Source organism: Phyllobacterium sp. LjRoot231, assembly GCF_964253365.1.
Lineage (GTDB): Bacteria > Pseudomonadota > Alphaproteobacteria > Rhizobiales > Rhizobiaceae > Phyllobacterium.
In genome coordinates, this window is sequence record NZ_CAXUQT020000002.1 from 388,477 (window position 1) to 411,128 (window position 22,652).

At 56.9% G+C, this 22,652-nt stretch carries 19 protein-coding genes; 15 read left to right on the forward strand and 4 right to left on the reverse strand.

Translation table 11 applies throughout. The annotated features are described in order from the left end of the window. Positions 1-17: 17 nt before the first annotated feature. From ACSQ3H_RS25415 to repC, 6 genes are all read left to right on the forward strand, one after another. Positions 18-1,595 (forward strand): cytochrome ubiquinol oxidase subunit I, encoded by a 1,578-nt coding sequence (locus ACSQ3H_RS25415; protein ID WP_436119888.1) that lies wholly within the window; start codon positions 18-20, stop codon positions 1,593-1,595. Positions 1,596-1,601: 6 nt separating this feature from the next. Then, complete coding sequence (cydB, locus tag ACSQ3H_RS25420) at positions 1,602-2,756, forward strand: cytochrome d ubiquinol oxidase subunit II (protein WP_436119889.1); 1,155 nt, start codon at positions 1,602-1,604, stop codon at positions 2,754-2,756. A gap of 15 nt (positions 2,757-2,771) precedes the next feature. Then, complete coding sequence (cydX, locus tag ACSQ3H_RS25425; RefSeq protein ID WP_436119890.1) at positions 2,772-2,891, forward strand: cytochrome bd-I oxidase subunit CydX; 120 nt, start codon at positions 2,772-2,774, stop codon at positions 2,889-2,891. 261 nt (positions 2,892-3,152) lie between these two features. Beyond that, the gene (gene repA, locus ACSQ3H_RS25430) at positions 3,153-4,352 is read left to right on the forward strand and encodes a plasmid partitioning protein RepA (protein WP_436119891.1); all 1,200 of its coding nucleotides are present in this window, start codon (positions 3,153-3,155) and stop codon (positions 4,350-4,352) included. An 82-nt stretch (positions 4,353-4,434) separates the two neighbouring features. Then, the gene (gene repB, locus ACSQ3H_RS25435) at positions 4,435-5,397 is read left to right on the forward strand and encodes a plasmid partitioning protein RepB (protein WP_436119892.1); all 963 of its coding nucleotides are present in this window, start codon (positions 4,435-4,437) and stop codon (positions 5,395-5,397) included. A gap of 159 nt (positions 5,398-5,556) precedes the next feature. After that, positions 5,557-6,855, forward strand: coding sequence for a plasmid replication protein RepC (gene repC, locus ACSQ3H_RS25440; RefSeq protein WP_436119893.1), 1,299 nt, complete (start codon positions 5,557-5,559; stop codon positions 6,853-6,855). Positions 6,856-7,345: 490 nt separating this feature from the next. On the opposite strand, the gene ACSQ3H_RS25445 is transcribed toward repC, so the two are convergent. From ACSQ3H_RS25445 to ACSQ3H_RS25460, 4 genes are all read right to left on the reverse strand, one after another. Then, complete coding sequence (locus tag ACSQ3H_RS25445) at positions 7,346-7,786, reverse strand: hypothetical protein (protein ID WP_436119894.1); 441 nt, start codon at positions 7,784-7,786, stop codon at positions 7,346-7,348. Positions 7,787-8,100: 314 nt separating this feature from the next. Further along, positions 8,101-9,111 (reverse strand): HlyD family secretion protein, encoded by a 1,011-nt coding sequence (locus tag ACSQ3H_RS25450; protein ID WP_436119895.1) that lies wholly within the window; start codon positions 9,109-9,111, stop codon positions 8,101-8,103. A gap of 9 nt (positions 9,112-9,120) precedes the next feature. After that, on the reverse strand, positions 9,121-10,392 hold the full coding sequence (locus ACSQ3H_RS25455) for a glycosyltransferase (protein ID WP_436119896.1): 1,272 nt from the start codon (positions 10,390-10,392) through the stop codon (positions 9,121-9,123). Next, on the reverse strand, positions 10,389-11,786 hold the full coding sequence (locus ACSQ3H_RS25460; RefSeq protein ID WP_436119897.1) for a hypothetical protein: 1,398 nt from the start codon (positions 11,784-11,786) through the stop codon (positions 10,389-10,391). Before ACSQ3H_RS25460 ends, ACSQ3H_RS25455 begins: the two co-directional genes overlap by 4 nt. A 715-nt stretch (positions 11,787-12,501) precedes the next feature. Between ACSQ3H_RS25460 and ACSQ3H_RS25465 the strand changes: the two genes are divergently transcribed. The 9 genes from ACSQ3H_RS25465 to ACSQ3H_RS25505 all read left to right on the forward strand — a co-directional run bounded on the left by ACSQ3H_RS25465 (position 12,502) and on the right by ACSQ3H_RS25505 (position 22,651). After that, positions 12,502-14,304 carry an ethanolamine ammonia-lyase reactivating factor EutA gene (locus ACSQ3H_RS25465; protein WP_436119898.1) on the forward strand — a complete coding sequence of 601 codons (1,803 nt, stop codon included), beginning with the start codon at positions 12,502-12,504 and terminating at the stop codon, positions 14,302-14,304. 40 nt (positions 14,305-14,344) lie between these two features. Next, positions 14,345-15,457: a cupin domain-containing protein gene (locus ACSQ3H_RS25470; protein WP_436119899.1), complete on the forward strand. Its 1,113-nt coding sequence runs from the start codon at positions 14,345-14,347 to the stop codon at positions 15,455-15,457. Positions 15,458-15,536: 79 nt separating this feature from the next. Beyond that, on the forward strand, positions 15,537-16,622 hold the full coding sequence (locus tag ACSQ3H_RS25475; protein ID WP_436119900.1) for an ABC transporter substrate-binding protein: 1,086 nt from the start codon (positions 15,537-15,539) through the stop codon (positions 16,620-16,622). Positions 16,623-16,747: 125 nt separating this feature from the next. Next, complete coding sequence (locus ACSQ3H_RS25480) at positions 16,748-17,983, forward strand: MFS transporter (protein WP_436119901.1); 1,236 nt, start codon at positions 16,748-16,750, stop codon at positions 17,981-17,983. A 393-nt stretch (positions 17,984-18,376) separates the two neighbouring features. Beyond that, a complete protein-coding gene (locus ACSQ3H_RS25485) occupies positions 18,377-18,877 on the forward strand; it encodes an NADH-quinone oxidoreductase subunit J family protein (protein WP_436119902.1) in 501 nt (166 codons plus the stop codon). Continuing rightward, positions 18,877-19,179, forward strand: a complete 303-nt coding sequence (gene nuoK / locus ACSQ3H_RS25490) for an NADH-quinone oxidoreductase subunit NuoK (RefSeq protein WP_436120004.1) — start codon at positions 18,877-18,879, stop codon at positions 19,177-19,179. The genes ACSQ3H_RS25485 and nuoK overlap by 1 nt, the downstream gene beginning before the upstream one ends. Before the next feature lie 4 nt (positions 19,180-19,183). Next, positions 19,184-20,647, forward strand: a complete 1,464-nt coding sequence (locus ACSQ3H_RS25495) for a monovalent cation/H+ antiporter subunit D family protein (protein ID WP_436119903.1) — start codon at positions 19,184-19,186, stop codon at positions 20,645-20,647. Then, on the forward strand, positions 20,644-20,898 hold the full coding sequence (locus tag ACSQ3H_RS25500; RefSeq protein WP_436119904.1) for a hypothetical protein: 255 nt from the start codon (positions 20,644-20,646) through the stop codon (positions 20,896-20,898). Before ACSQ3H_RS25495 ends, ACSQ3H_RS25500 begins: the two co-directional genes overlap by 4 nt. Continuing rightward, positions 20,891-22,651, forward strand: coding sequence for a Na(+)/H(+) antiporter subunit D (locus tag ACSQ3H_RS25505; RefSeq protein ID WP_436119905.1), 1,761 nt, complete (start codon positions 20,891-20,893; stop codon positions 22,649-22,651). The genes ACSQ3H_RS25500 and ACSQ3H_RS25505 overlap by 8 nt, the downstream gene beginning before the upstream one ends. Position 22,652: the final 1 nt, after the last annotated feature.

The following is a 22,652-nucleotide window of genomic DNA, read 5'->3' on the forward strand; positions in this document are numbered from 1 at the left end:
GCGACCCGGCAAAAGCAATGGAACTCGATATCGTGGCGCTTTCGCGCCTGCAATTCGCGATCACAGCTCTCTATCATTTTCTCTTCGTGCCATTGACGCTCGGACTGTCGGTTCTCCTTGCGATCATGGAAACGGTCTATGTGATGACCGGCCGCGTCATCTGGCGCCAGATGACCAAATTCTGGGGCACGCTGTTCGGCATCAATTTTGCTCTTGGCGTCGCCACGGGCATTGTCATGGAATTCCAGTTCGGCATGAACTGGAGCTATTACAGCCATTATGTCGGCGATATTTTCGGAGCACCGCTGGCGATCGAAGGATTGATGGCGTTCTTCCTCGAAGCGACGTTTGTCGGGCTGTTTTTCTTCGGCTGGGAAAAGCTTTCGAAGGTCGGTCACCTGGCGGCGACCTGGGCAGTGGCGGCGGGGTCCAATTTCTCGGCGCTGTGGATCCTCATCGCCAATGGCTGGATGCAAAATCCGGTTGGGTCCGCCTTCAATCCGCAGACGATGCGCATGGAAGTCGTTGATTTCTATGAGGTTTTGTTCAATCCGGTCGCGCAGGCGAAGTTCGTTCACACGGTGTCTGCGGGTTATGTCACGGCATCGATCTTCGTGCTCGGCGTCTCGGCCTGGTATGCCCTCAAAGGCAGGCACATCGAGATCGCCAAGCGTTCGATGACTGTTGCAGCGTCGTTTGGCCTTGCCTCCGCGCTCTCGGTCGTGGTCCTCGGCGACGAGAGCGGCTATCTCTCCGGTGAACACCAGAAGATGAAGCTCGCGGCGATCGAGGCGATGTGGGAAACGGAGCCGGCGCCAGCGGCCTTCACGGTCTTCGGATTTCCCGACACCGCCGCGCGCGAGACCCACTATGCTGTGCGCGTGCCCTGGGTCATGGGTTTGATCGGTACGCGGTCGCTGACCACCGAAATTCCGGGCATCAAGGAATTGGTGGATCGCGCCAAGACGAATATTCGCAGCGGATTGCTTGCCTACGATGCCCTCCAGCGTATCCGCGAAGCGGGCAGCACCACCGCTGTCGGCCAAGAGGTGCGCGACGCCTTTGAAGCAAATGGCGCCGACCTTGGCTATGCACTGCTGCTGAAGCGCTATGTAGACGACCCGCGCCAGGCAACCGATGAACAGATCGAGAAGGCCGCCTGGGATACCGTGCCGAGCGTACCAACATTGTTCTGGGCATTCCGCATCATGGTGGGACTGGGTATTTTCTTCATCCTGTTGACGGCGACGTTCTTCATTCTCTCGGTGCGGCGCAAGATCGATTCCTATCCCTTCCTGCTGCGCATTGCGGTGTTTGCTATCCCTCTCCCCTGGATAGCAGCGGAACTCGGATGGGTCGTCGCCGAATCGGGCCGCCAGCCGTGGACTATCGAAGGCATATTGCCCACGGCGGCAGCGGTTTCCAGTCTCGGAGCGGCCTCCCTGCTTATAACCATCGCCGGGTTTGTCGTTATCTACACCACGCTCTTCATCGTCGAAATGGGCCTGATGCTCAAGGCAATCGCCAAGGGACCGGAACCCGATATCGAGCCGGAGGCAACCCTGATTTCACCTCACATCGTTCCAGCGGAGTAAGCGATCATGATCCTGCATCAACTTATCGATTATGACACCTTGCGCGTGATCTGGTGGTTGCTGATCGGCGTCCTCCTGATCGGCTTCGCCATCACCGATGGCTTCGATCTCGGCACCGGTACGCTGCTGCCGTTCGTTGCAAAAACCGATATGGAGCGGCGCATCGTCATCAATACGATCGGTCCGATCTGGGAAGGCAACCAGGTCTGGCTCATTGTTGGCGGCGGCGCGATCTTTGCGGCCTGGCCGCCGCTCTATGCGGTATCCTTCTCCGGGTTTTACCTTGCCATGTTCATCATTCTGGCATCGCTGATCCTTCGCCCTGTCGGCTTCAAATACCGGTCCAAGCGAGACAGCGATACGTGGCGCGCCGCCTGGGATTGCGCCTTGTTCATTGGCGGTTTTGTGCCGGCGTTGATCTTCGGTGTGGCCATGGGCAATGTTTTGCAGGGCGTTCCTTTCCGGCTTAACAACGACCTTCGCATCTTCTATGAGGGCTCCTTCTTCGGCCTGCTGAACCCGTTCGCGCTTCTGTGCGGTCTCCTCTCTGTGGCAATGCTGGTCATGCACGGCGGCGCATGGCTGGTGCTGAAGACCTCGGGACCTGTGGCGGATCGTGCTCGGAAATATGGCAGTCTTGCAGCTCTGGTCACCATCGCACTGTTTGTTGTCGCCGGGCTCTGGGTATGGGCCGGGTTCGGCGGTTACCGCATAACCAGCGTTGTCGACCCTATGGGTGCGTCGAACCCGCTCACGAAAACCGTCGTGGAAGCAAGCGGAGCGTGGTTTGCCAATTACGGCAGCTATCCGGTGCTTCTCCTGGCTCCGGTCTTCGGTTTCATTGGCGCGGCAGGGGCGTTTCTCGGGTTGACGGCAAGACGGGAGATCGCGACGATCCTCTCGAGCGCGCTGTCGATCTTCGGCATCATCTCGACGGTGGGCGTCTCGATGTTTCCGTTCATCCTCCCCTCCTCGCTTGATCCCAGGTCCAGCCTGACCGTGTGGGACTCATCGTCGAGCCATTTGACCCTGTTCATCATGCTGGTCGTCACGGCGATCTTCATTCCGCTGATCATCGCCTATACGAGCTGGGTCTACCGCGTCCTGTGGGGCAAGGTCGATGAAGCTGTGATCAACGACGAGAGCGGTCACGCATACTAACGAAAGGATTAGACAATGTGGTACTTTGCCTGGCTTCTCGGACTGCCTTTCGCCGCCGCCTTCGCTGTGCTGAATGCGATGTGGTACGAGTTGGTGGAAGACGACAAATCCCGAAAGAAAACGGCCGGGGAGTAGTCCGCGGCCCCTCCCCCTTCTGCCGCAGTGGTTCACCAAAATTTACTGCGGTAAAACGGGCAAATTTCCTGAGTGAAAACAAACGAGTGTCACTCAGGAGTCCAGAAATCGAAATGCTCGTTTTTGCAGTAAAGTTGTTAGCTTCACGCGCGTTAACCTTTTATTGACCTAAAAAATCTTGCCGGATCAATCGAATCGGAGCTTAATAGCGGTTCTTAAAAGGATTGCTTTGAAAAAGCGCTATTAGAGGTTTCGATTCCGATGAATATCGCAATGCCTCTGCCAAAGTTCGAGTTTGATGACAAGATCCTCGACCAGGGTGCGGAGATTTCTCGCCGGCTGAACCAGCTTCGGATGGAAAAATTTCCACCGAATGCAAAGAAGACATTGCGGCAATTTTCCATGGCCGAAGTGGCCCACTATCTTGGCGTGACACAGAACAATCTCAAGCGCCTGCATCTGGAAGGAAAAGGTCCTGTCCCGGCCCAGGCGTCGTCTGGCCGCCGTTCCTATACGGCAGAGCAGATGCTGGAGCTTCGTCATTATCTCGACCGCAATGGCCGCACCGAAGTGAAGAAATATGTTCCGCACCGTAAGCCGGGCGACAAGTTGCAAGTTATCGCTGTTGTCAACTTCAAGGGCGGATCGGGCAAGACGACCACTGCTGCGCATCTCTCGCAATACCTGGCGCTTACGGGCCACCGCGTCCTTGCCATCGATCTCGATCCTCAGGCGTCGTTGTCTGCGCTGCACGGGTTCCAGCCGGAGCTTGACCGGAACCTGTCGCTCTACGAGGCCATCCGTTATGACGACGAGCGCAAACCCATCTCCGAGGTCATTCTCTCGACCAACTTTCCGGGTCTCGATATCATCCCGGCCAATCTCGAATTGCAGGAATATGAATACGACACGCCGCTTGCCATGCAGGACAAGGTTTCGCGCGAGGGCAGGCAGTTCTTCACGCGTATCGCCAATGCGCTTGAGGAAGTGGACGACCGCTACGATGTGGTGGTGATCGATTGCCCGCCGCAACTGGGCTATCTGACGCTGACTGCCATGTCGGCTGCGACATCCGTATTGATCACCGTACATCCGCAGATGCTCGATCTCATGTCGATGTCGCAATTCCTGCTGATGCTCGGCGGCATCCTCAAGACTGTCAAGCAGGCCGGTGCCCGCGTGGAACTCGATTGGTTCCGCTACCTCATCACACGCTACGAGCCAATGGATATCCCGCAGGCGCAAATGGTCGGATTCATGCAGTCCATGCTGGCGGAGGAGATTCTCACTAATCCGATGCTGAAATCGACCGCTGTTTCGGATGCGGGCCTGACCAAGCAGACACTCTATGAAGTCGAGAAAACGAGCTTCACGCGCACGACCTATGAACGCGCCATTGAATCGCTGGATGCCGTGAATTCCGAAATTACGGCACTCGTCCACAGAGCATGGGGACGCTGACATGGCAAACGCGTTTACTGCAGTAAAAACAGCGGTTTTTTCTTGCGAAATCAGACCATTAAACGGAAGCGGGGGCAGATAGATGGCCCGTAAGGACATTTTCAGCAGTGTAATGAACCCGGTACCGGCAAAGCCTGAGCGCAATGACGCTTTGTCCTATGTCGTTAGCGGCGCTTCGCGTTCGATCAAAAGCTCATTCGAAGAACTCGCCAAAGGCAGCGTTGTCGAACTCGATCCGGAACTTGTCGACGGCTCTTTCGTATCGGACCGGATTGATGACGACGACGAAGCCTTTCAGGATCTGCTCGTCGCTGTGAAGGAGAGGGGGCAAGACTCCCCCATTCTGGTGCGGCCGCATCCTGCTGTATCGGGCCGCTATCAGGTTGTTTTCGGGCATCGCCGTGTCGAGGTGGCCAAGCAGCTGGGAAGACAGGTTCGTGCCGTCGTCAAGCCGATGGCGGACCAGGATCATGTGATTGCCCAGGGGCAGGAAAACGCTGCCCGGTCGAACCTGTCCTTTATCGAACGCGCATTGTTTGCCAAGCGGCTCTCTGACCTCAGCTACGATCAGACCGTCATCAAGTCTGCGCTCGCGCTGGATGCCACGACATTTTCGAAGATGCAGTCGGTCGCAGCTTATGTTCCCGAGGCGATCATACTCTCGATTGGTTCGGCGAAGGCGACGGGACGGGATCGCTGGTGGCAGCTGTCAAAGCTGCTGCAGGTGCCGGGTAATGCTGAGAAGGCGGCAGCTTTTGTAAAATCTGATGATTTCGCGGATGAAACCGGCGATGCCCGCTTCACTTTACTGTTCGATTTCCTGACAAAATCGAAGCGCCCGGCGAAGGTTGTGATATCGACGGCGAAGGCTTGGGCGGCAAAAGACAAATCCGTAAGCGTGGATATCAAGGATGGCGGCAAGGCATTCACGTTGGCCTTGAAGGCGAAGAATGCCTCCCGCTTCGGTGCATACATTGCCGATAACCTGGATGAGCTCTATCGGGCTTTCCAGGAATCGCAAACTTCAACCAAAACAGGAGATTAATCCGCAAAAGAAAAAAGCCCACCTCAACATCGCTGTCTCGGAAGGCTTCTCTCATATCTCTAGCAGGATCGAGAATCGCATTTCCCCGAATCAGTGTCAAGACTTTTTGACGTCGTTCTGGCGAGCGGATTTCTTTTGCCTTTAGAAAGGTAAGAGACAATGCAGACGGGGAATGCATTCACGACGCCCTTCGGGCGGCGGTCGCTGTCGCTTGGCATGCTGGCAACGCAGGCACAGGCGCAGGAGATCGATCCGGAAGCGTCGATCGACAAATGGAAACTGTTTCGCAGCCTGTGTGAGGCGAGGGCGCTGATCGGGATTTCCGATCGGGCGCTTGTGGTTCTTAACGCGCTTTTGACATTCTACCCGCAGACGGAGCTCCGTGAGGCCAACGGTCTCGTGGTGTTTCCATCAAATGTGCAACTGTCACTGCGCGCGCACGGCATGGCGCCGGCGACACTGCGACGGCACTTGAGCGCGCTGGTGGAGACTGGACTGATCTTCCGCAAGGATAGCCCCAACGGCAAGCGCTTTGCGCGCAAGGCGAGGGCAGGGGAGGGCGGGGAGGCGTTCGGGTTCTCCTTGGCTCCATTGGTTTCGCGTGCCACCGAGTTCGAGGCTATGGCTGAACAGGTGCGGTCGGAACGGCTGCAACTGAAGCTGATGAAAGAGCGCGTTACGCTTCTGCGCCGCGATATAGTCAAACTCATCGAGCTCGGCTTTGAGGAACTGCCGCATATCGATTGGAGCGCCGAGTACACGCGGTTTCGCGCGGTGATAGACGATATCCCACGCCAGGCGACTATCGATGATCTGGAGCCCGCTGTCGACGGGTTGGAATGTATCCAGCTGGAGATATCCAATCTATTGGAAGACAAGCTTAATCCTCAAAAAATGAGCGCCAAAGAGTCTCATTCTGAGCGCCACAAACAAAATTCAAACACCCAATCCGCCTCTGATCTTGAACCTGGCTTTAGAAAAACCCAAGGGCCGAAAACTGAACCAGAATCTGAAACCGAAGTGGTAGGTGAGACAAAGGGCAGCGAAGCAATTGCAATACAAATGGGGAGGGTGGGAAGCGATGGTGCAGACGCCGGGCTTCCCGATGTCAAACCGGTGCCGATCGGCCTTGTGCGCCAAGCCTGTCCGCAAATCGTGGCCTATGCGAGGAGCGGTATCGCCAACTGGTCGGATCTGATGGGTGCGGCCGTGGTCGTCCGCTCGATGCTCGGTGTCAGCCCCTCAGCCTATGAAGAAGCCTGCGATATTCTCGGGCAGGAGAACGCTGCGATCGCCATGGCCTGCATCCTTGAAAGGGCGGAGCAGATCAATTCGGCCGGCGGCTATTTGAGGTCGCTCACCGACAAGGCGGCGAGGGGAGAATTTTCTGTCTGGCCGATGCTTCTGGCACAGCTCAGAGCCAACGGCTCGCATGTCCGCCTGGTGACCGCGAAATGATGAGACTTGTGCGATCTCCGATGTCCCAAAGGCAAGCTTCTCGTATACCGAGCGTGTTTAACGGAGCAGGAGGTCTTTGCAACGACGATTGTAAACGCCAAAATTGGGTGAGAAGCCAGCATCAGGAGCGATAAAATTCCGGAAAATCGGAGAGCTGGCGATATATACCGGTTGCCATCGGCGAATAGATGAGCAGATGGCGTGGGGCTGGAAGTCCAATGAGGTGAAGTTAATCGTTATTTAGCTGCTATATGAGAAAAAACATTAACCTAAACAAGATATTAATCGAAACACGTTTAGTGCTGTGAAGGCAATGGGGAACAGGCAGGCAATAGTTGCATGCGCCGGATCTTTTCTGCCGAGTTGGCATTGCAATTACATACTGTTATGGCGCCTCTTATATATGTTCCGTGGCATAATCTTACCCGCACGGCCGCTCGACGACCAGAGCGAGCCGCTTTAAAAATGAACCTGCGAAACGCGGCCGGCTTTATCCGGCAAACATCTCACGCAACCGGGCGAACATGCCCCGCTTTGACCCTGTGGGCACAAGCCGACGGATATAATAAGCGGCTGTCGCGGCGTTCACTGTCGCGCCGAAATGGCAATAGCAAATGACATTGTGCAATTGCCGGTCGTTCAGTTCGAAGAACCGCTTCGCTTCGCCATAACTATCGTTTTCCAACCCGGCGGCCCGGAGGACAGGGTCTTCGAAAGCAACTGAGATCGGAGAGCCCTCTCCGCGCATGGCCGCGCGTTGGCTGATCGGCTGATACTCTGTCTGGTGCAACGTCGAGAGGCGCCGCTCGGGGTTCTGTTCGAGTAGCGCAGCCCAACGTTCAAGACGTTGGCTTCGTGACAGGGTTTGGCGCGGGTAGTCCAGATCGACCTCGGCGACGATCTGCAGTTGTTCGAGTGCATGATGCTTCATTTTGGCCTCCTATTCTGACAATAGTTGGTCCGCCCATTCCAATTATACCCAAGGTAAAGGTGACTCCAACGGATCGTGATGTCCAATCACGTTGCTGCCTCGACTATTTCATTCACGAAAACGTGCAAGCTGACTATTGCCGAAGTAAGGGAGGCTGCGCAACCGGCATTGCGTAGATGGAACAAAGCAATCATCCCCCGTTTTATCCAAACGCTTTTGCCAGACTTTCTTGTTCGGCAGGTATTGCGGACATTTTAGGCACCAGTCGAAAAAGCGCTCTCGTCGGCGTTTTCAAAGGCTCCGTTATCAATGTGCTATCGAACCCAACACCAACCGAACACACATCCTCTGATGACGACTTTCTGGGTCACGGCAAAGGGATGGTCTTCCGGCAGCGCAATTCGGATCAGCCGAGATCGATCGCGTGGCCGCAGCAAATTCTGAAACTCCGCTGGTAGAGCGTCGGCGATCGGCAACACTTTTTCAACTGTTCCCGTCGAACGCTCGTTCCCGCCGCTCACCTGAACCTTCATGCCTTTGGTAACAGGAAAAAGATACTCATCCGGCAAATAAGCAAACAGGTAGGCCTTTCCTCCGTTAATTTGCAGCATTTCATCACCCAAACGTACGACTTGACCCGGAACAGGAATTTTTGAACCCACAATACCTGTGACCGCCGCAGTTACCTTACCCTCCCCATAAATTGTTTTCATTTTGCGAACCGCGTCGGATGCAACCTGTCGCGACTCTTCTACAACTTGGAGTTCGTTCGTGGTGACTTGTGACTCAGCCCGCAGTTGGGCATACCGCTCCGCTGCCTGGTAGTTGGCCGTCAAGGCCTCATCTCTTCGGTTTGCAAGAACAAGGCCTCGCGTCGAGACCCGGTCAAGACGCAAAATAGCATCATTGCTTTCATGTGCTGAACGCTCTGCCAGGGGTAACAGCGCCGTAATCGTCACTGCCTTGCCGTGCAATTCTCCCTCCCGCACCGCAAGTTCACTTGTCCGTACCGAGAGTTCTGCGATCTCCTTCACCATATCGAACGAAGTGAGCTCGACGAGCGGCGTTCCTTGGGTGACACTATCGCCCTCACTGACCAGCACCTTGTCCACGGTTGCCGGATAGCCGGCGGAAACGATGTACCGCTGCGCCAGTACGATGCCGTCGGCTGACAGGATGAACATGCCGCCGACAAGATAGTTCGCAAGCGAAAGGACCAGCGCTCCGAGTATCAAAAGATATATCGATCTGCTCAGGCGGCCGGACCCCTTTCTCTGTTGCCGGTCGAGATTGTCTATGCGAGGGCGTTTGCGGATGTATTTCATTTGGTCACCTCACCACGCACGCTCATGGCGCACTTTTTCCGGCGTATAGTTGTCGCGATGAGAACCGCGAAAAAACCACTCATCGATATAAGCCAATAAGCGGACTAACCGCATGACGTAAGACATGAAGATGGAGTAGCCAGGAAGGAACAACAGATTGCGCCAGAAACTGGCGCGGCCTGTTGTCCAGCAAGCCAAGGCAAGCATAAGGATATCCAGAACCAGTAACGCGATTTGCATCGCTATTAGAATTGGGATGGCAAGCGCGCCGAAGTTGATTGCGAGCCACGATATATAGATTGGGAAAATGACAGCGCCGGCAACACTGAACGCTAGAAAATCCCACTGGTGAAACGCTTCCGCAGGTCTAAACTTGCGATCAAACGGATTGAGCAGCCGCCGGTGCTTTCGGAAGCGGATCCATACTGCGTCACGCTCCCAACGCAGCCGCTGCCTGATGTAGGCATAAAAGGTTGTTGGCACGTCTGTGTAGCACACGGCATTTGGAACATATCCGATGTGCCAGCCAGCCCGGCGCAGCCGCAGCGTCACATCGAGGTCTTCTCCACCACCAACATCGAGCCCACCCACCTCATCGAGAGCGGTCCTGCGAAAGGCGCTGAAAGCGCCGGATGCACATGTTATTTGGCCAATCGCTGCGCTGAACCGCTTTCCGACCGAAATAGACTCCAGATATTCGATTTCCTGAAACTGTGAAACAAGGCTCACATCGGCGTTGCGTGGTGCGATGTCCCCGCACGCCGCTCCGATCCGCTTGTCGGTAAAGGGCTCCAGGAGACGTTCAATTGCAAATCGGTCAAACGAACAATCGCAGTCGATATTAATGATGATATCACCGCGTGCTATTTCGCATGCTAGATTGGTCCCGCTCGCCTTGCCGCCTCGAACTCCTGTAGAAAGGATACAGGATCCCAGGCCTTTTTGGACCATTTCTCTGGCAACTTTGTTCATTCCGTCCGTTGAGCCGTCGCTGACTATAACGATCTCGAAATCCAAAAAAGACTGTTCCATTAGGGAATTAACGCATGCGCCAATTGAATCAGCCTCGTTATGGCCAATAAGAACGATGCTCACGCTTGGAGATTGGGAATTGCGACGAGCGCCGTTGTCCTTCTCCAAGTGTCGCAAGCTCATGGCGGCTATCGCAAACGGCACGACGTACCTGGGAACGTCGAATATCAGGGTGTACCAAAAGACGGTAACCAAACTCGAGCCCGTTTGAGCCAGAAGAAACGACAGGCCGAAATCAAGGTCGTTCACGACAGCGCTTTTTCGCGCGTGCCCCACAAAACGAGCAATGTGGGATTCAGTCTGTCGGATAGAACGGATTCGGAATGGTCAAGAGCCTCTTGTAAGTAGGCTGTGAAACCGGCTTCGTCGCGGCCGAGAAAGAGGACGTACTCCCGCTCACGAGACGAATGTACTGACGCCACTTCTCCAAGAATGCCCTGAAGATTGTCCGCGAGTAGTTTCCGCATTGAAATGAAGTTAGCTTCACCTCGAGTTCTAAGCACTTGTTCACGGCCACCATATTGCACCTCTGCCAGGATGAAATCGGATGCCGCCCCGGTGGAGGAAGAAAGCTGCGTAATCTTCTTTTGGAGTTCTTCCGGAAGATAACGAAGTTGAGCAACCGGAAATCGATTTACGTCATCGACATCGTTAGCAAGCAGAGTATTAGCCTGATGAGACAGGGAATAGGAGAACACATCCGATACGCTAGCTGTGTCCCCACCGACATGCATCCCGCAATCCTGGCATAGAAAACCAATGGTGGGCTCGGACGTGGTGTTCTTGCACTGGGCGCACACATGAACGCGTCCCGGCTTGTCATAGTCCTTACCGTAGTGGCGCAGTTGCTTGCTGCACTTGGGGCAAACAAGTGCTGTTCCGCGACGGAAGTCCGCCTCGGGACTCAATTGCGCACAGCTGTAGTGATGGATCAGATCCACTTCTGACAGCTGCGGCGATTGGCATGCCGGACATTCTTCTCTGACCGTCAATCGGTGAGACTGGCATCCGGCACATTTATGGTACCTATCGAAAAAACTACGCTCAAGCCAACCCTTATTGGCAAGGGCTTCGGCAACCATTGTCGCAGAACGTGTATTCGGAAAACCTTTGTATGCGAAATAGTACGGGGAATTCGGCTGTCTGACCGGGGTGAGATCTTCCCCGGAAACGAACAAATAAGCCATCATTCGCACGGCTGGAGAGGTAGGGGATAGAAATCTACTCGACAATCGACCCCGGCGGTCTCGAAATTTTCTGATGCAGCTCGCGGTTTCCACCCATGACTTGGGATTTTTCAGGCTAAAATCGACATCAGCGGCCACGCTCGGCTTGCCGGAAACGTTCACCACTGGGACAAGAAACAGATCCCTTGCGCTGCGGAACTTTTCCAACCCGAATGATTGCTTCTCGTTGGTCAGTAAAACCGCATCGATGTCATCATTATCGACGACAGAAAACACTTCGCGAAGGTAACGGGAGTGAGGAATGATCGTATCGGGATAGAATGCTATCTGAGGGATGCGCAGGCTAAACTGTTGCCATACCGATTGACATTGATCGACTACGGGATGGCGGTCTATAAAAGTCCGGTTATCAAGCGGAGCAGTATTTTCTAGCAGGGATACATTGCTGTTTGACACGATACACCTTTTCGGACTCTGGCGAGCCGAAGACAAGTACAAATCTAAGTTAAGAAAAGCGTTTATCCTCGGTTTGTTTTGCAACAGGATAAACGCTGGGTAAAAAGCGGTGTCAAGTAACTTGTGGGTGGGTTAATATATTTGTGGATCGACCATAGTACTTAATACTTAGCTGATTATTGTGACTAGATACGTAGTACTTTTCCAAAGTCTGGGACCCGCGTCATTTCACACGGCACACGGCAGGGGAAGACAGTCGGAGCTATCTGGGTCGGCGAGATGTATGCAGCCAAGGCTGGCGTGGGTCGCATGATTTCGGTGGCGGTGCCACCTTCCAGACGGACCGGGTCATGTTCGGGATCATCCCCATCACTGCGGCAGGAGCGCTCATGACCAGCATCTTGAGGATGATGATCGGGCGCTAGTTCGATTGCTGGCGCCCAACGAACGAGATGTGATCCGTTAGACCGGCGAACAACCTAATAGCCAAATAACGCAATAGTGCGTGCCACCCGGCGTTGACAGATGCCCAAAACGAAAATACGTTTCTAGATGTGGACCGACGTTCCGTATAGAAGAACCACTGGGAGCGGGTGGAACGGGTGAACGAGGAGAAGCGCGACCGGGATTGCGTGTGTCACGCAGGCGAGAAATTTCGATCGCGGCCAAGCCCGCGTTTGTCTGACGCGCGCTTTCGGGTTGCTTGGGAGAGATAATGATGACGGACCGCGATAAATCGGGCGCCGAACGCCGCCATAGGCTGGACGATCACCTCTATGACGATACGCTGGCGCACGAACATGGTCCGGATGCCGATCATGACCATGACGACTATGGCCCGCCGGAGCCGCTCGAGAACAACCCTATCTGGATACAGGACAATGTTTTTTTAAAAAGCGTGGGCATCGATATCGGTTCTTCCGGGACACAAGTGATTTTCTCGCAGATTCACTTGCGGCGCAGCGGCGAAGACCTGACCAGCCGGTACATCATCGTTTCCCGGGAGACGCTCTACCAATCCCCGGTTCGGTTCACACCCTATGAGAACGAAAGGCTGATAGACGCCGCAGCCCTTGGAGCAATCATCGACGCAGCCTACGCTGCCGCGAAACTTGATCCCGACCGTATCGATACCGGGGCGGTGATCCTGACCGGTGAGGCGTTGCGCCGGGAGAATGCCAATGCGATCGCTTCGATCCTCGCGGCTCAGGGCGGTCAATTCGTCTGCGCCGCCGCCGGCCATCACATGGAAGCAATGCTTGCCGCTTATGGATCTGGTGCGGCACGGCGTAGTTTCGATGAGGGGACACGCTTGCTCAACATCGACATTGGCGGTGGCACAACCAAGCTTGCGCTTGTGGATAACGGGCGAATTCTGTCCACGGCAGCCTTCCATGTCGGTGGCCGCCTCCAGGTGGTGGATGCGAGCGGCCAAATTGTACGGCTTGATCCAGCAGGGCGCCACCATGCGCGACGGGCAGGCTTCGACTGGTCGGAGGGCGATCGGATCGATCCGCAGGATCTGGATCGTGTCGCTGACATCATGGCCGATACGCTGGTCACTGCCATTATCAGCGAGCAACCCGGCAAAGACGTTGCACACCTCTTCCTTACCGAACGTTTGCCAGCGCTTGGTCAGCTTGACGGCTTGGTTTTCTCCGGTGGCGTCGGCGAATTCGTTTATGGACGGGAATCGCGCGATTTCGGTGACCTCGGCCGTCGTCTGGGCAATGCCTTGCGTTTGAGGCTCGACACCGGAGCCTTGCCATGGCCGCTTGTCGAGGCGGGCGAATGCATCCGTGCTACGGCTCTCGGGGCGTCCGAATATAGCATCCAGCTTAGTGGCAACACTTCGTTCATATCCGACCCAGGACTTCTCCTGCCGCGGCGCAATCTTCAGGTTCTGCGTCCGCCAGTCGATCTTGCCGGTGCGATCGATACGATCCAACTCGGGAAAACGATCCGGCGACACCTTCAATTGTTCGATATCGATGCAGGCAGTGCAAACGTCGCACTCGCCTTCGAGTGGGGCGGCTCACCGGAATACAAGCGTATCCGCGCATTTGCAGAGGCAATCGAGGCAGGCCTCTCATCGCTGATCGCTGCCGGTCAACCGCTATTTGTGATGCTCGATGGCGATATCGCCATGACACTTGGAGCGATACTCAAAGAGGAACTTGGCGTAACGGTCGAGGTTTTGGTGCTCGACGGTCTGGCGCTTCGGGATTTCGATTTCGTCGATCTCGGCCGCATCCGCCTCCCATCAAAGACGGTACCGGTTACGGTCAAGTCCCTCGTATTCAATGAAGGCGCTTCAACCCCGGGCAAGCCACAGCGCATTCATCACCGCGAATGGACACCCGACGCACAAGCTCATTCGCATTCGGGGAATGGCTCTACTCACCATCACGATCATCATGATCACCATCACCATGGCCATGACCATCATCACGACCACGGCCATTCCCACGGCGAGCCGTCCCGGGCACGGACGAACGCTCCGGTAAAGGAACGCTGATCAACGCACATTGCGATACCAATAAAGAAAGGAAGCCAAAATGGCCAAAGACGCGCTCGTTTCCGAGGACATGGCGAACAAGTTCGCCACCGAAAAGGAGACGCCTTACACCCGTTGGATAAGGGACGAAGGGCTGGATATCATTCCCGCACTCTATGTGCGGAACCTTCGGACAGTTCCGCTGAAGCCATGGGCAAGGCGGGGGGGAAACGCCGTCTTTGTCAATCACGATGCGTCGCGCACTTCGAACGACAGCTATGTCATGGAGATCCCTGCTGGCGGGTCGCTTGCGCCGCATCGCCAGCTCTACGAGGAGATGATCCTCGTACTCGAGGGCCGGGGATCGACTACCGTATGGAACGATGCCGGCAAGAAGATAAGCTTCGAATGGCAAGCGGGGTCGCTCTTCGCCATTCCGCTCAATGCCTGGCATCAGCATTTCAATGGTTCGGGACAGCAGCCTGCGCGCTATATCGGCGTTACAAACGCTCCCCCGATCATCAACCTTTATGAGGATCTGGATTTCGTCTTCAACTCGAAGCACGACTTTCCCAATCGTTTCTCGGGGGAGCCGGACTATTTCAGCAACAAAGGCGAGCAAAAGGGCCTGCTGCTCGAAACCAACTTCGTTGCTGATGCGGTGAGCCTCCCGCTGATCAGCGCCAAGGAACGCGGTGCCGGAGGAGGGCACATCCGGTTCAACATGGCGAAGGGCTCGATGAACAGCCACATTTCGCAGTTTCCGGTCGGAACCTACAAAAAGGGGCACGCCCATGGCCCCGGCGCCTATGTCATCATCCTCAGCGGCGAAGGCTACTCATTGATGTGGCCGGAAGGCGAAGAGCCCAAGCGTTACGATTGGGAGGTTGGCACGCTGATCGTTCCGCCAAACATGTGGTTCCACCAGCACTTCAACACCGGAACGACGCCTGCGAGATACCTGGCGTTCAAACATGAGGTTGTTTCCATCCGCAATGCGCAAGGCGTTCCAAAAGCATGGATAAGCCGGCGCCTTGGCGGCGATCAGATCGACTATGCAGATGAGAGTGCGCTGGTCCGGACAATGTTTGCCGAGTCGCTAGCCAAGAACGGCCTGTCGCCACGAATGGATGCTGCCTACGAGACCGAGCTCGCGGACCTGCCAACAAAATAATCGGCCGTAGTGAGGGGAATGGATGACCGGCGCTCGTCGCCGGTCAGGGGATCGATCGAAACAAACAGGGAGGAAAACCATGATGAAACAGCTTTTTTACGCCGGTCGCGGGACAACCCGCCGTCGGGCCTGTCTCGGCATAGCCGCCATGGCACTGACATCGGCGTTGCATGCGACGCCGGTCGTTGCACAAACAAGCATCGCGGATCTCGCCAAATATGAGGGCGCGGACCGCATGCAGAAACTCATCGACGGTGCCAAACAAGAGGGCACTCTGACGATCTATACCTCTGCGCCGGTCGACGACATGACCGCGCTCACGGCGGCTTTTACGGCCAAATACGGCGTCAAGGTCGAGGTTTGGCGTGGCAGTTCAGAAGATGTCCTGCAGCGCGGAGTCGCTGAAACCCGCGCGGGCCGATATACTGTCGACATTCTCGAAACCAATGGCCCCGAACTTGAAGCGTTGACACGCGAGGATATCCTTCAGCCAGTCTCCTCGCCGACCTTCAAGCAGATTCTGCCCTCGGCCCTTTTCGAGCATCGCAGCTGGGTCGGGACGCGGCTTAACGTTATCACCTCCGCCTACAATACCAATCTGGTGCAGGCCGCTGACGTACCGAAGAAGTGGGCGGATTTTCTCAACCCGGCATTCAAGGGCAAACTCGGCATCGAGGCCGAGGACTATGACTGGCTCGCAGCCATCGTGAAAACATTTCCTTCAGAAGGGGAGGGGATCGATTTCTTCAAGAAGCTTGCCTCTACCAACGGCCTTTCCGTGCGCAAGGGCCACACGCTGCTGACGAATCTGACGGCATCAGGCGAGGTGCCGATGTCGATGACCGTGTATCAGTACAAGGCGCAGCAGCTCAAACAGGACGGTGCCCCCCTTGAATGGTTCGGCATTGCGCCGATACCGGCTCGCGTCAACGGGATAGGGATCGCACGTCATGCAACGCACCCGCATGCTGCGCTTCTGTTCTATGAGTTTGAGTTGACCGACGCACAGGCGATCCTGGCCAGGCGCGGCTTCACGCCAACCAATATTTCCCTCTTCCCGCTACCGGAGGATCTCAAGCTCAACGTGATCGAGTCCAAGATCGTCCTCGATGAAGGGCAGAAATGGCGGAAAATCTTTGACGACGTCATTGCTGCCAAGCCTTAAGACCAATGATGACGGGCGATAATCTGCCCGTCATCACCACCGCCGTGAATTCATCGCAAACGCCCTACGAACGATATCCTCCCCATAAAATTATGAGTAAGTCGTCAGCAGCAGATGCAGGAGTAGTGATCAGCCGCCCTCCGGAGGGAGGCGTTGAAGAGCGATCGTATCTGGAGGCTTGGGTCATCACGCTTGGTCACGCGCTGACGCATTGGTATCCCGCTACATTTTATCTGCTTCTGCCGCTAATCGGAAAAGAGCTCGGATTGAGCTACAGCGAAATCGGAACCGTTCTCACGGTCCAGTATATCGCTGGAGCGTTGTCCAACATCCCGGGCGGCCTGGTAGTTGATGCCATCGGGCGCAAGGGGCTTCTGATGGCCTTGTCGCTCTTCTGGATCGGGTTTCCATATCTGATCATGGGTTTTGCCAACGCATTCTGGATGCTGGTCGTTTGCACGACGCTAATCGGCATCGGCAACAATTTATGGCACCCGACGGCCATTCCCTTGCTGGCGCGCCGCTTTCCCGACCGTAAGGGGTTGGTTGTGGCGATGCACGGCATGGGTGGTAATGTCGGTGATGCAGTCGCACCGCTCGCCGCCGGCGCAATGCTTGTTCTATTCTCATGGCGCCAGGTCGTCGTGATGAACGTCATCCCCGGCATCGCGATGTCGGCGTTGATCCTGTTTTACCTTGGCCGCCTCAATATCGAGAATGATACGCGTCAGCAGGGTCGCGATATGAAGGAGGCTCTCACCGACACGTTGCGCGGTTTCGGGTCGCTGATGATGAACAAGACGCTTCTCCTGCTGTCGGTGAGTTCTGCCTTCCGATCTATGACCCAAGGGTCGCTTTTGGCCTTTCTTCCGATGTTTCTCGGCCAGCAGATGGGCTATTCGACCGTATGGGTGGGTGCCTGCATGTTCGGCCTCCAGGCGGCGGGTTTTCTCGCCGCGCCGATTGCCGGCCACCTTTCGGACAAGGTTGGGCGGCGCAGTATCATGATGTCCAGCATGCTGATGACGGGCCTTACGCTTCTCTTCATGGCGATCGCTGGCCAATCGCCGGTCTTCGTATTTTTTGTGGCAATCCTCGGCTTCTTTCTGTTCGCTATCCGGGCCGTCCTTCAGGCATGGGTGCTGGACGCGGCACCGAAGAACATGGGCGGCACTGCCATCGGTTTTCTTTTCGCCGTACAGGCCGTGGGAGGGGCGATCGGGCCAATCGTCAGCGGAGTTTTGGCTGACATATATGGTTTGACCTCGGTCTTTTATTTCCTTGCGGGCACAATCGTTGTGGCAAACATGTTCGTGTTCCTTACGCCGGCTGGTGAGGGCTTGAAAGAACAGTGTACATAAACAAATGGTTCCTGATCGTCTGTCGCGTTGATCTGTACATCTCGTGGATACTGCTCGAAATTCGCGCTGTAGCCATTGGTACGATGGGTGGTGTTATAGATAATGGTTGGGCTCTTCCGCGAAAGCATTGTGCAACTCAGGTGCCTCGGGCTCCAGTTTTACTGGCGCGGACGCTAAATCCCGCCGGCCGCTCGCTCGTTATGGCTATCGAAGAGCGCGCTCCGTGAGCGGCCTTCCAAGTCCGGACCGGCTTGGTTTTGCTCCGCCGATGACAATAATCTTGTGAAAAATCCGATACTAGGGCACAATTTGTGAACGCATCTGAAGTGCGGCGCTCTCTCGAATCCGCCCGTCTCGCGCCGAGTGACAGTTCGCGTTGGAGGCTCGGCGTCGATGGATCAGGGGTTTTTTCTTCTGTTCGCTACGGTGTCCGTGATCACGGCCGTGACCGTGGTCCTGGCGCGGAATCCGGTTCACAGCGCATTGGCGCTGATGGCGTGTTTCCTGCAGATCTCGGCAATCTTCGTCTTGCTCGAAGCGCCGTTGCTCGCGGTCATCCAGATCTTCGTCTATGTCGGCGCGATCATGGTCCTGTTCCTGTTCGTGATCATGATGATCGATGTGCGCGAAGCGGTGTTGCAGCGGTTCTTGCCGGGCGGCAGCCTCCCGGCTCTGGTGCTAGTTGTCGTGCTTGGGGTCGAGATGTTTGTGCTGGTGCTCCGGAGCGGCCGCTTTTCGCTCACGGAACCCGTCGCTGCGGGCAGCGGCGATAAGATCAGGCAGCTCAGCACGACACTTTTCGCCGACTATCTCCTGCCGTTTGAAACCGCCTCCGTCATCCTGCTGGCGGCCCTGGTCGGCGCCATCGTGCTGGCGCGGAAGGAGTCGGGGTGATGGTTCCGCTCTGGTGGTATATCTTGCTCGGAGTGGTCCTGTTCGTGATTGGAGCGGCGGGCGTGCTGCTCAGGCGCAACATTCTGGTCGTCCTGATGTCGCTGGAGCTGCTGCTTAACTCGGTCAACATCAATTTCATCGCTTTCGGGCATTACTACAACGATTTCCGCGGCCAGATCTTCGCGATCTTCGTCATCGCCATCACCGCGGCGGAGGTTGCCGTCGCCCTCGGCATCCTGGTCGCCCTCGCGAGGAACAAGTTCACCCTCAAGGTCGACGACGTGACCATGATGAAAGGATAGCGGCTTGGACCCCGTGGTATCGATCCGGCCGCTGCTTGCCGTCGCCGTCGCAGGTCTGGCGGCCCTTGCAGTTCTCCTTCTGAACAACCGCGAGAAACTCCGCGATGTCGTCTCGCCGTTGGCCGCGATCGCCATGTTCGCAATTGTCGCCTCGATGGCGCCCACGGTGCTGGCGGGCGGGACGGTCGATTTGCGTCTGTTCGAGATTCTGCCGGGGATTGACTTCGCTTTCCGCGTCGATGCGCTCGGTATGGTGTTTGCCACAGTCTCGTCGCTTCTGTGGATTGTGGCGGCTATCTATTCCATCGGCTACATGCGGCACTTGAACGAGCACGCACAGACCCGATTCTTCGCCTGTTTCGCCGCCAGCCTCGCGGCGGCCGTCGGAGGCGCCTTCGCTGCCAATCTGTTCACACTGGTGATCTTCTACGAGTTGCTCAGCCTCGTTACCTATCCGCTCGTCTACCACCACGAGGACCAAGAGGGATGGACGGGCAGCCGCAAGTACCTCGTCTATTTGATGGGCGCGTCGAAAAGCCTGCTTCTCGCGGCGCTGGCGCTGACCTACCACATTGCGGGGTCGCTAGACTTTGTGGCGGGGGGGCTGCTGGCGCGGGTCGATGCCTCGGCACCCCTGCTGACGGTCGTCTATTTCTGCTATCTCTTCGGCTTCGCCAAGTCCGCGGTGATGCCGATGCACGCCTGGCTGCCTGCCGCGATGGTGGCGCCGACGCCTGTCAGCGCGCTCTTGCATGCGGTTGCGGTGGTCAAGATGGGCGTGTTTTGCGTGCTGCGGGTGGTGTTTCACATCTTCGGCGCAGGGCTGGTCGCCGGGCTGGGGCTCGGCATCGCCACGGCCTATCTGGTCTCGTTCACGATCCTGATGGCGTCGATCTACGCCTTGACGCGGGACGACCTGAAGGCGCGGCTCGCCTATTCGACGGTCAGCCAGCTCTCCTACATCGTGCTAGGCGCGGTTCTGCTGTCGCCGGTCGCGATGGTCGGCGGGATCATCCACATTGCGGCGCATGCCTTCTCCAAGATCACGCTCTTTTTCTGCGCGGGGTCGATCTATTGCGCATCTGGCAAGCGGAACATCAGCGACATGGCCGGTATCGGCCGCAGGCTGCCCTGGACAATGGGGGCGTTCTTTGTCGGCTCGCTCAGTATGATCGGGGTACCACCGACCGCGGGCTTCGTCAGCAAGTGGTATCTGGCGCTGGGCTCGGTGGAGGCGGGGGAGATCCCGTTCCTGATCGTGCTCTTGGTGAGCTCGGTCCTGAACGCCGCCTATTTCTTGCCGGTCAGCTATGTCGCTTTTTTCGGGACGGAGACGCAGGAAAGCCCGGCGACGGTCCGTGAAATTCCGATGATGACGATCCCGCTGGTCGCAACCGCCATCCTGTCGGTGTTGATGGGCATCTTTCCCGATTATTTCCTCGCCCTGGCGGAAGGAGTTGTCAGATGATCAAACGCATTGTCGATTTCTTTGGTGACGGAAAATATGTGAATCAGCGCCACCGGCTGTTCTATCTTGTCCTCGTTCTGATCGTCATCGCCGACTTTCTGGTCTCCCGCGAACACGCCGATTACCTGTGGGAGCGCCTGCCTGGCTGGTCCGCCGTCTACGGCTTCGGCTCCTGCGTGCTGCTGATTTTCTTTTCCAAGTTCCTCGGCCATCGGTGCGGGCTCATGCGGCGCGAGGACTATTATGACTGACTTCGTCCATCCCAGCCTGCTGTTCATTCTCGGCGCCCTGCCGATCCCCTTCCTGAAAGGTTCAATCCGCAAGGCATATCTGGTACTGATCCCGGCATTGGCAATCCTCGCCGTGCTCACGATGCAGCCGGGCAGCTACGGCGCGACGCAGATCATCGGGCAGGAAATCCTGATCGCGAAGGTCGACAAGCTGAGTATCGTCTTCGCCACCGTTTTCACCGTCATGGCGCTGATCGGGATAGTCTATGCGTTGCACCTGCCGCGCCCTGGCCAGCATGTGGCCGCATTCATCTACGTCGGCAGCGCGCTCGGCGTGGTATTCGCCGGCGACTACCTGACCCTGTACCTGTTCTGGGAAGGTATGGCTTTTGCCTCTGCCTGTCTGGTCTTCGCGCAGCGCAGCGAACAGGCGATCCGCGCTGGATTCCGGTATCTCATGGTCCATATCACCGGCGGCGTCGTTCTGCTCGGTGGCATCATTCTCCACGGACTCGCCACCGGCTCGCTGCTCTTCGGCCCGATCAAGGGGGAAATGGGCGTGGCCGCCTACCTGATCCTTGCCGGGTTCACCCTCAACGCCGCAGTGCCGCCGCTCAACGCCTGGCTGACAGACGCCTACCCGGAGGCGACCGTCACCGGAGCGGTGTTCATGAGCGCCTTCACCACCAAGACCGCCGTCTATGTATTGGCGCGGGCATTTCCGGGGACCGAACTTCTGGTCTGGCTTGGCACCGCGATGGCGCTCTACGGCGTTATCTACGCGGTACTGGAGAACGACTGCCGGCGGCTCCTGGCCTATCACATCGTCAGCCAGGTGGGCTACATGGTGGCGGGTATCGGCATCGGGACCGAGATGGCGGTGAACGGAGCAGTCAGCCATGCCTTCGCGCATATCCTTTACAAGGCGCTCCTGTTCATGGGTGCGGGGGCGGTGATTCACGTCACCGGGCGGCGCAAGCTCACCGAGCTCGGCGGGCTCTACAGGACCATGCCGCTGACCGTTGCGCTCTATATGATCGGCGCCTTCGCGATTTCGGCATTTCCATTCTTCTCGGGCTTCGTCACCAAGTCGATGGTAGTGGCCGCCGCCGGACAGGACCACCGCGCGCTGGTGGTGCTGGCGCTCACCATGGCATCGTCGGGGACGTTCCTGCACACCGGACTCAAGCTCCCGTACTACATGTTCTTCGGCACGGACCGAAGGCTGGAGGCGCGGGAACCGCCCCGCAACATGTTGGTTGCGATGGGCATGGCGGCGGTGCTCTGCATTGCAATCGGGGTGTTCCCCCAGCCGCTTTACGCATTGCTGCCCTATCCGGTCGATTTCGAGCCCTACACCGGCGTCCATGTCACCGAGAGCCTCGGTGTACTGATGTTTACCGCCTTGGCGTTCGTGTTGTTCCTCAAGGCGCTCGACCCCGAGAACACGATCAGCATCGACACCGACTGGTTCTACCGCAAGGGCGCGCGGCACTTCATGTGGTTCGCCGAAAAACCGCTGGCGCGCTACGAGAAGGCGGTGAGCGACGTGTCCGAGACCGCGGCGCTGCCCTTCCTGCATGGGGCGGCACGCGTGGGACTGTGGATCGATATCACCGGCGTGGACGCCGTCGTGAACGGCGTCGCCCACTCGATCCTGCGTGGCGGCGGGGCGCTGCGGCGGCTCCAGACCGGCGTCGTGACCCATTACGCGCTGGCGATGATCGTCGGTGTGATCGCAGCCACCATCGTCTTCGCCGTGGCGTGGCGGTAGG

What these genes read in the sequence shown, in the direction of transcription:
- ACSQ3H_RS25470 (WP_436119899.1), top strand. Translation starts at nt 14,345, where the DNA reads ATGGCCAAAGACGCGCTCGTTTCCGAGGACATGGCGAACAAGTTCGCC.
- cydX (WP_436119890.1), top strand. Translation starts at nt 2,772, where the DNA reads ATGTGGTACTTTGCCTGGCTTCTCGGACTGCCTTTCGCCGCCGCCTTC.
- ACSQ3H_RS25445 (WP_436119894.1), bottom strand. Translation starts at nt 7,786, where the DNA reads ATGAAGCATCATGCACTCGAACAACTGCAGATCGTCGCCGAGGTCGAT.
- cydB (WP_436119889.1), top strand. Translation starts at nt 1,602, where the DNA reads ATGATCCTGCATCAACTTATCGATTATGACACCTTGCGCGTGATCTGG.
- nuoK (WP_436120004.1), top strand. Translation starts at nt 18,877, where the DNA reads ATGGTTCCGCTCTGGTGGTATATCTTGCTCGGAGTGGTCCTGTTCGTG.
- ACSQ3H_RS25465 (WP_436119898.1), top strand. Translation starts at nt 12,502, where the DNA reads ATGATGACGGACCGCGATAAATCGGGCGCCGAACGCCGCCATAGGCTG.
- ACSQ3H_RS25500 (WP_436119904.1), top strand. Translation starts at nt 20,644, where the DNA reads ATGATCAAACGCATTGTCGATTTCTTTGGTGACGGAAAATATGTGAAT.
- ACSQ3H_RS25450 (WP_436119895.1), bottom strand. Translation starts at nt 9,111, where the DNA reads ATGAAATACATCCGCAAACGCCCTCGCATAGACAATCTCGACCGGCAA.
- ACSQ3H_RS25485 (WP_436119902.1), top strand. Translation starts at nt 18,377, where the DNA reads ATGGATCAGGGGTTTTTTCTTCTGTTCGCTACGGTGTCCGTGATCACG.
- ACSQ3H_RS25505 (WP_436119905.1), top strand. Translation starts at nt 20,891, where the DNA reads ATGACTGACTTCGTCCATCCCAGCCTGCTGTTCATTCTCGGCGCCCTG.
- repA (WP_436119891.1), top strand. Translation starts at nt 3,153, where the DNA reads ATGAATATCGCAATGCCTCTGCCAAAGTTCGAGTTTGATGACAAGATC.
- repB (WP_436119892.1), top strand. Translation starts at nt 4,435, where the DNA reads ATGGCCCGTAAGGACATTTTCAGCAGTGTAATGAACCCGGTACCGGCA.
- repC (WP_436119893.1), top strand. Translation starts at nt 5,557, where the DNA reads ATGCAGACGGGGAATGCATTCACGACGCCCTTCGGGCGGCGGTCGCTG.
- ACSQ3H_RS25475 (WP_436119900.1), top strand. Translation starts at nt 15,537, where the DNA reads ATGATGAAACAGCTTTTTTACGCCGGTCGCGGGACAACCCGCCGTCGG.
- ACSQ3H_RS25415 (WP_436119888.1), top strand. Translation starts at nt 18, where the DNA reads ATGGAACTCGATATCGTGGCGCTTTCGCGCCTGCAATTCGCGATCACA.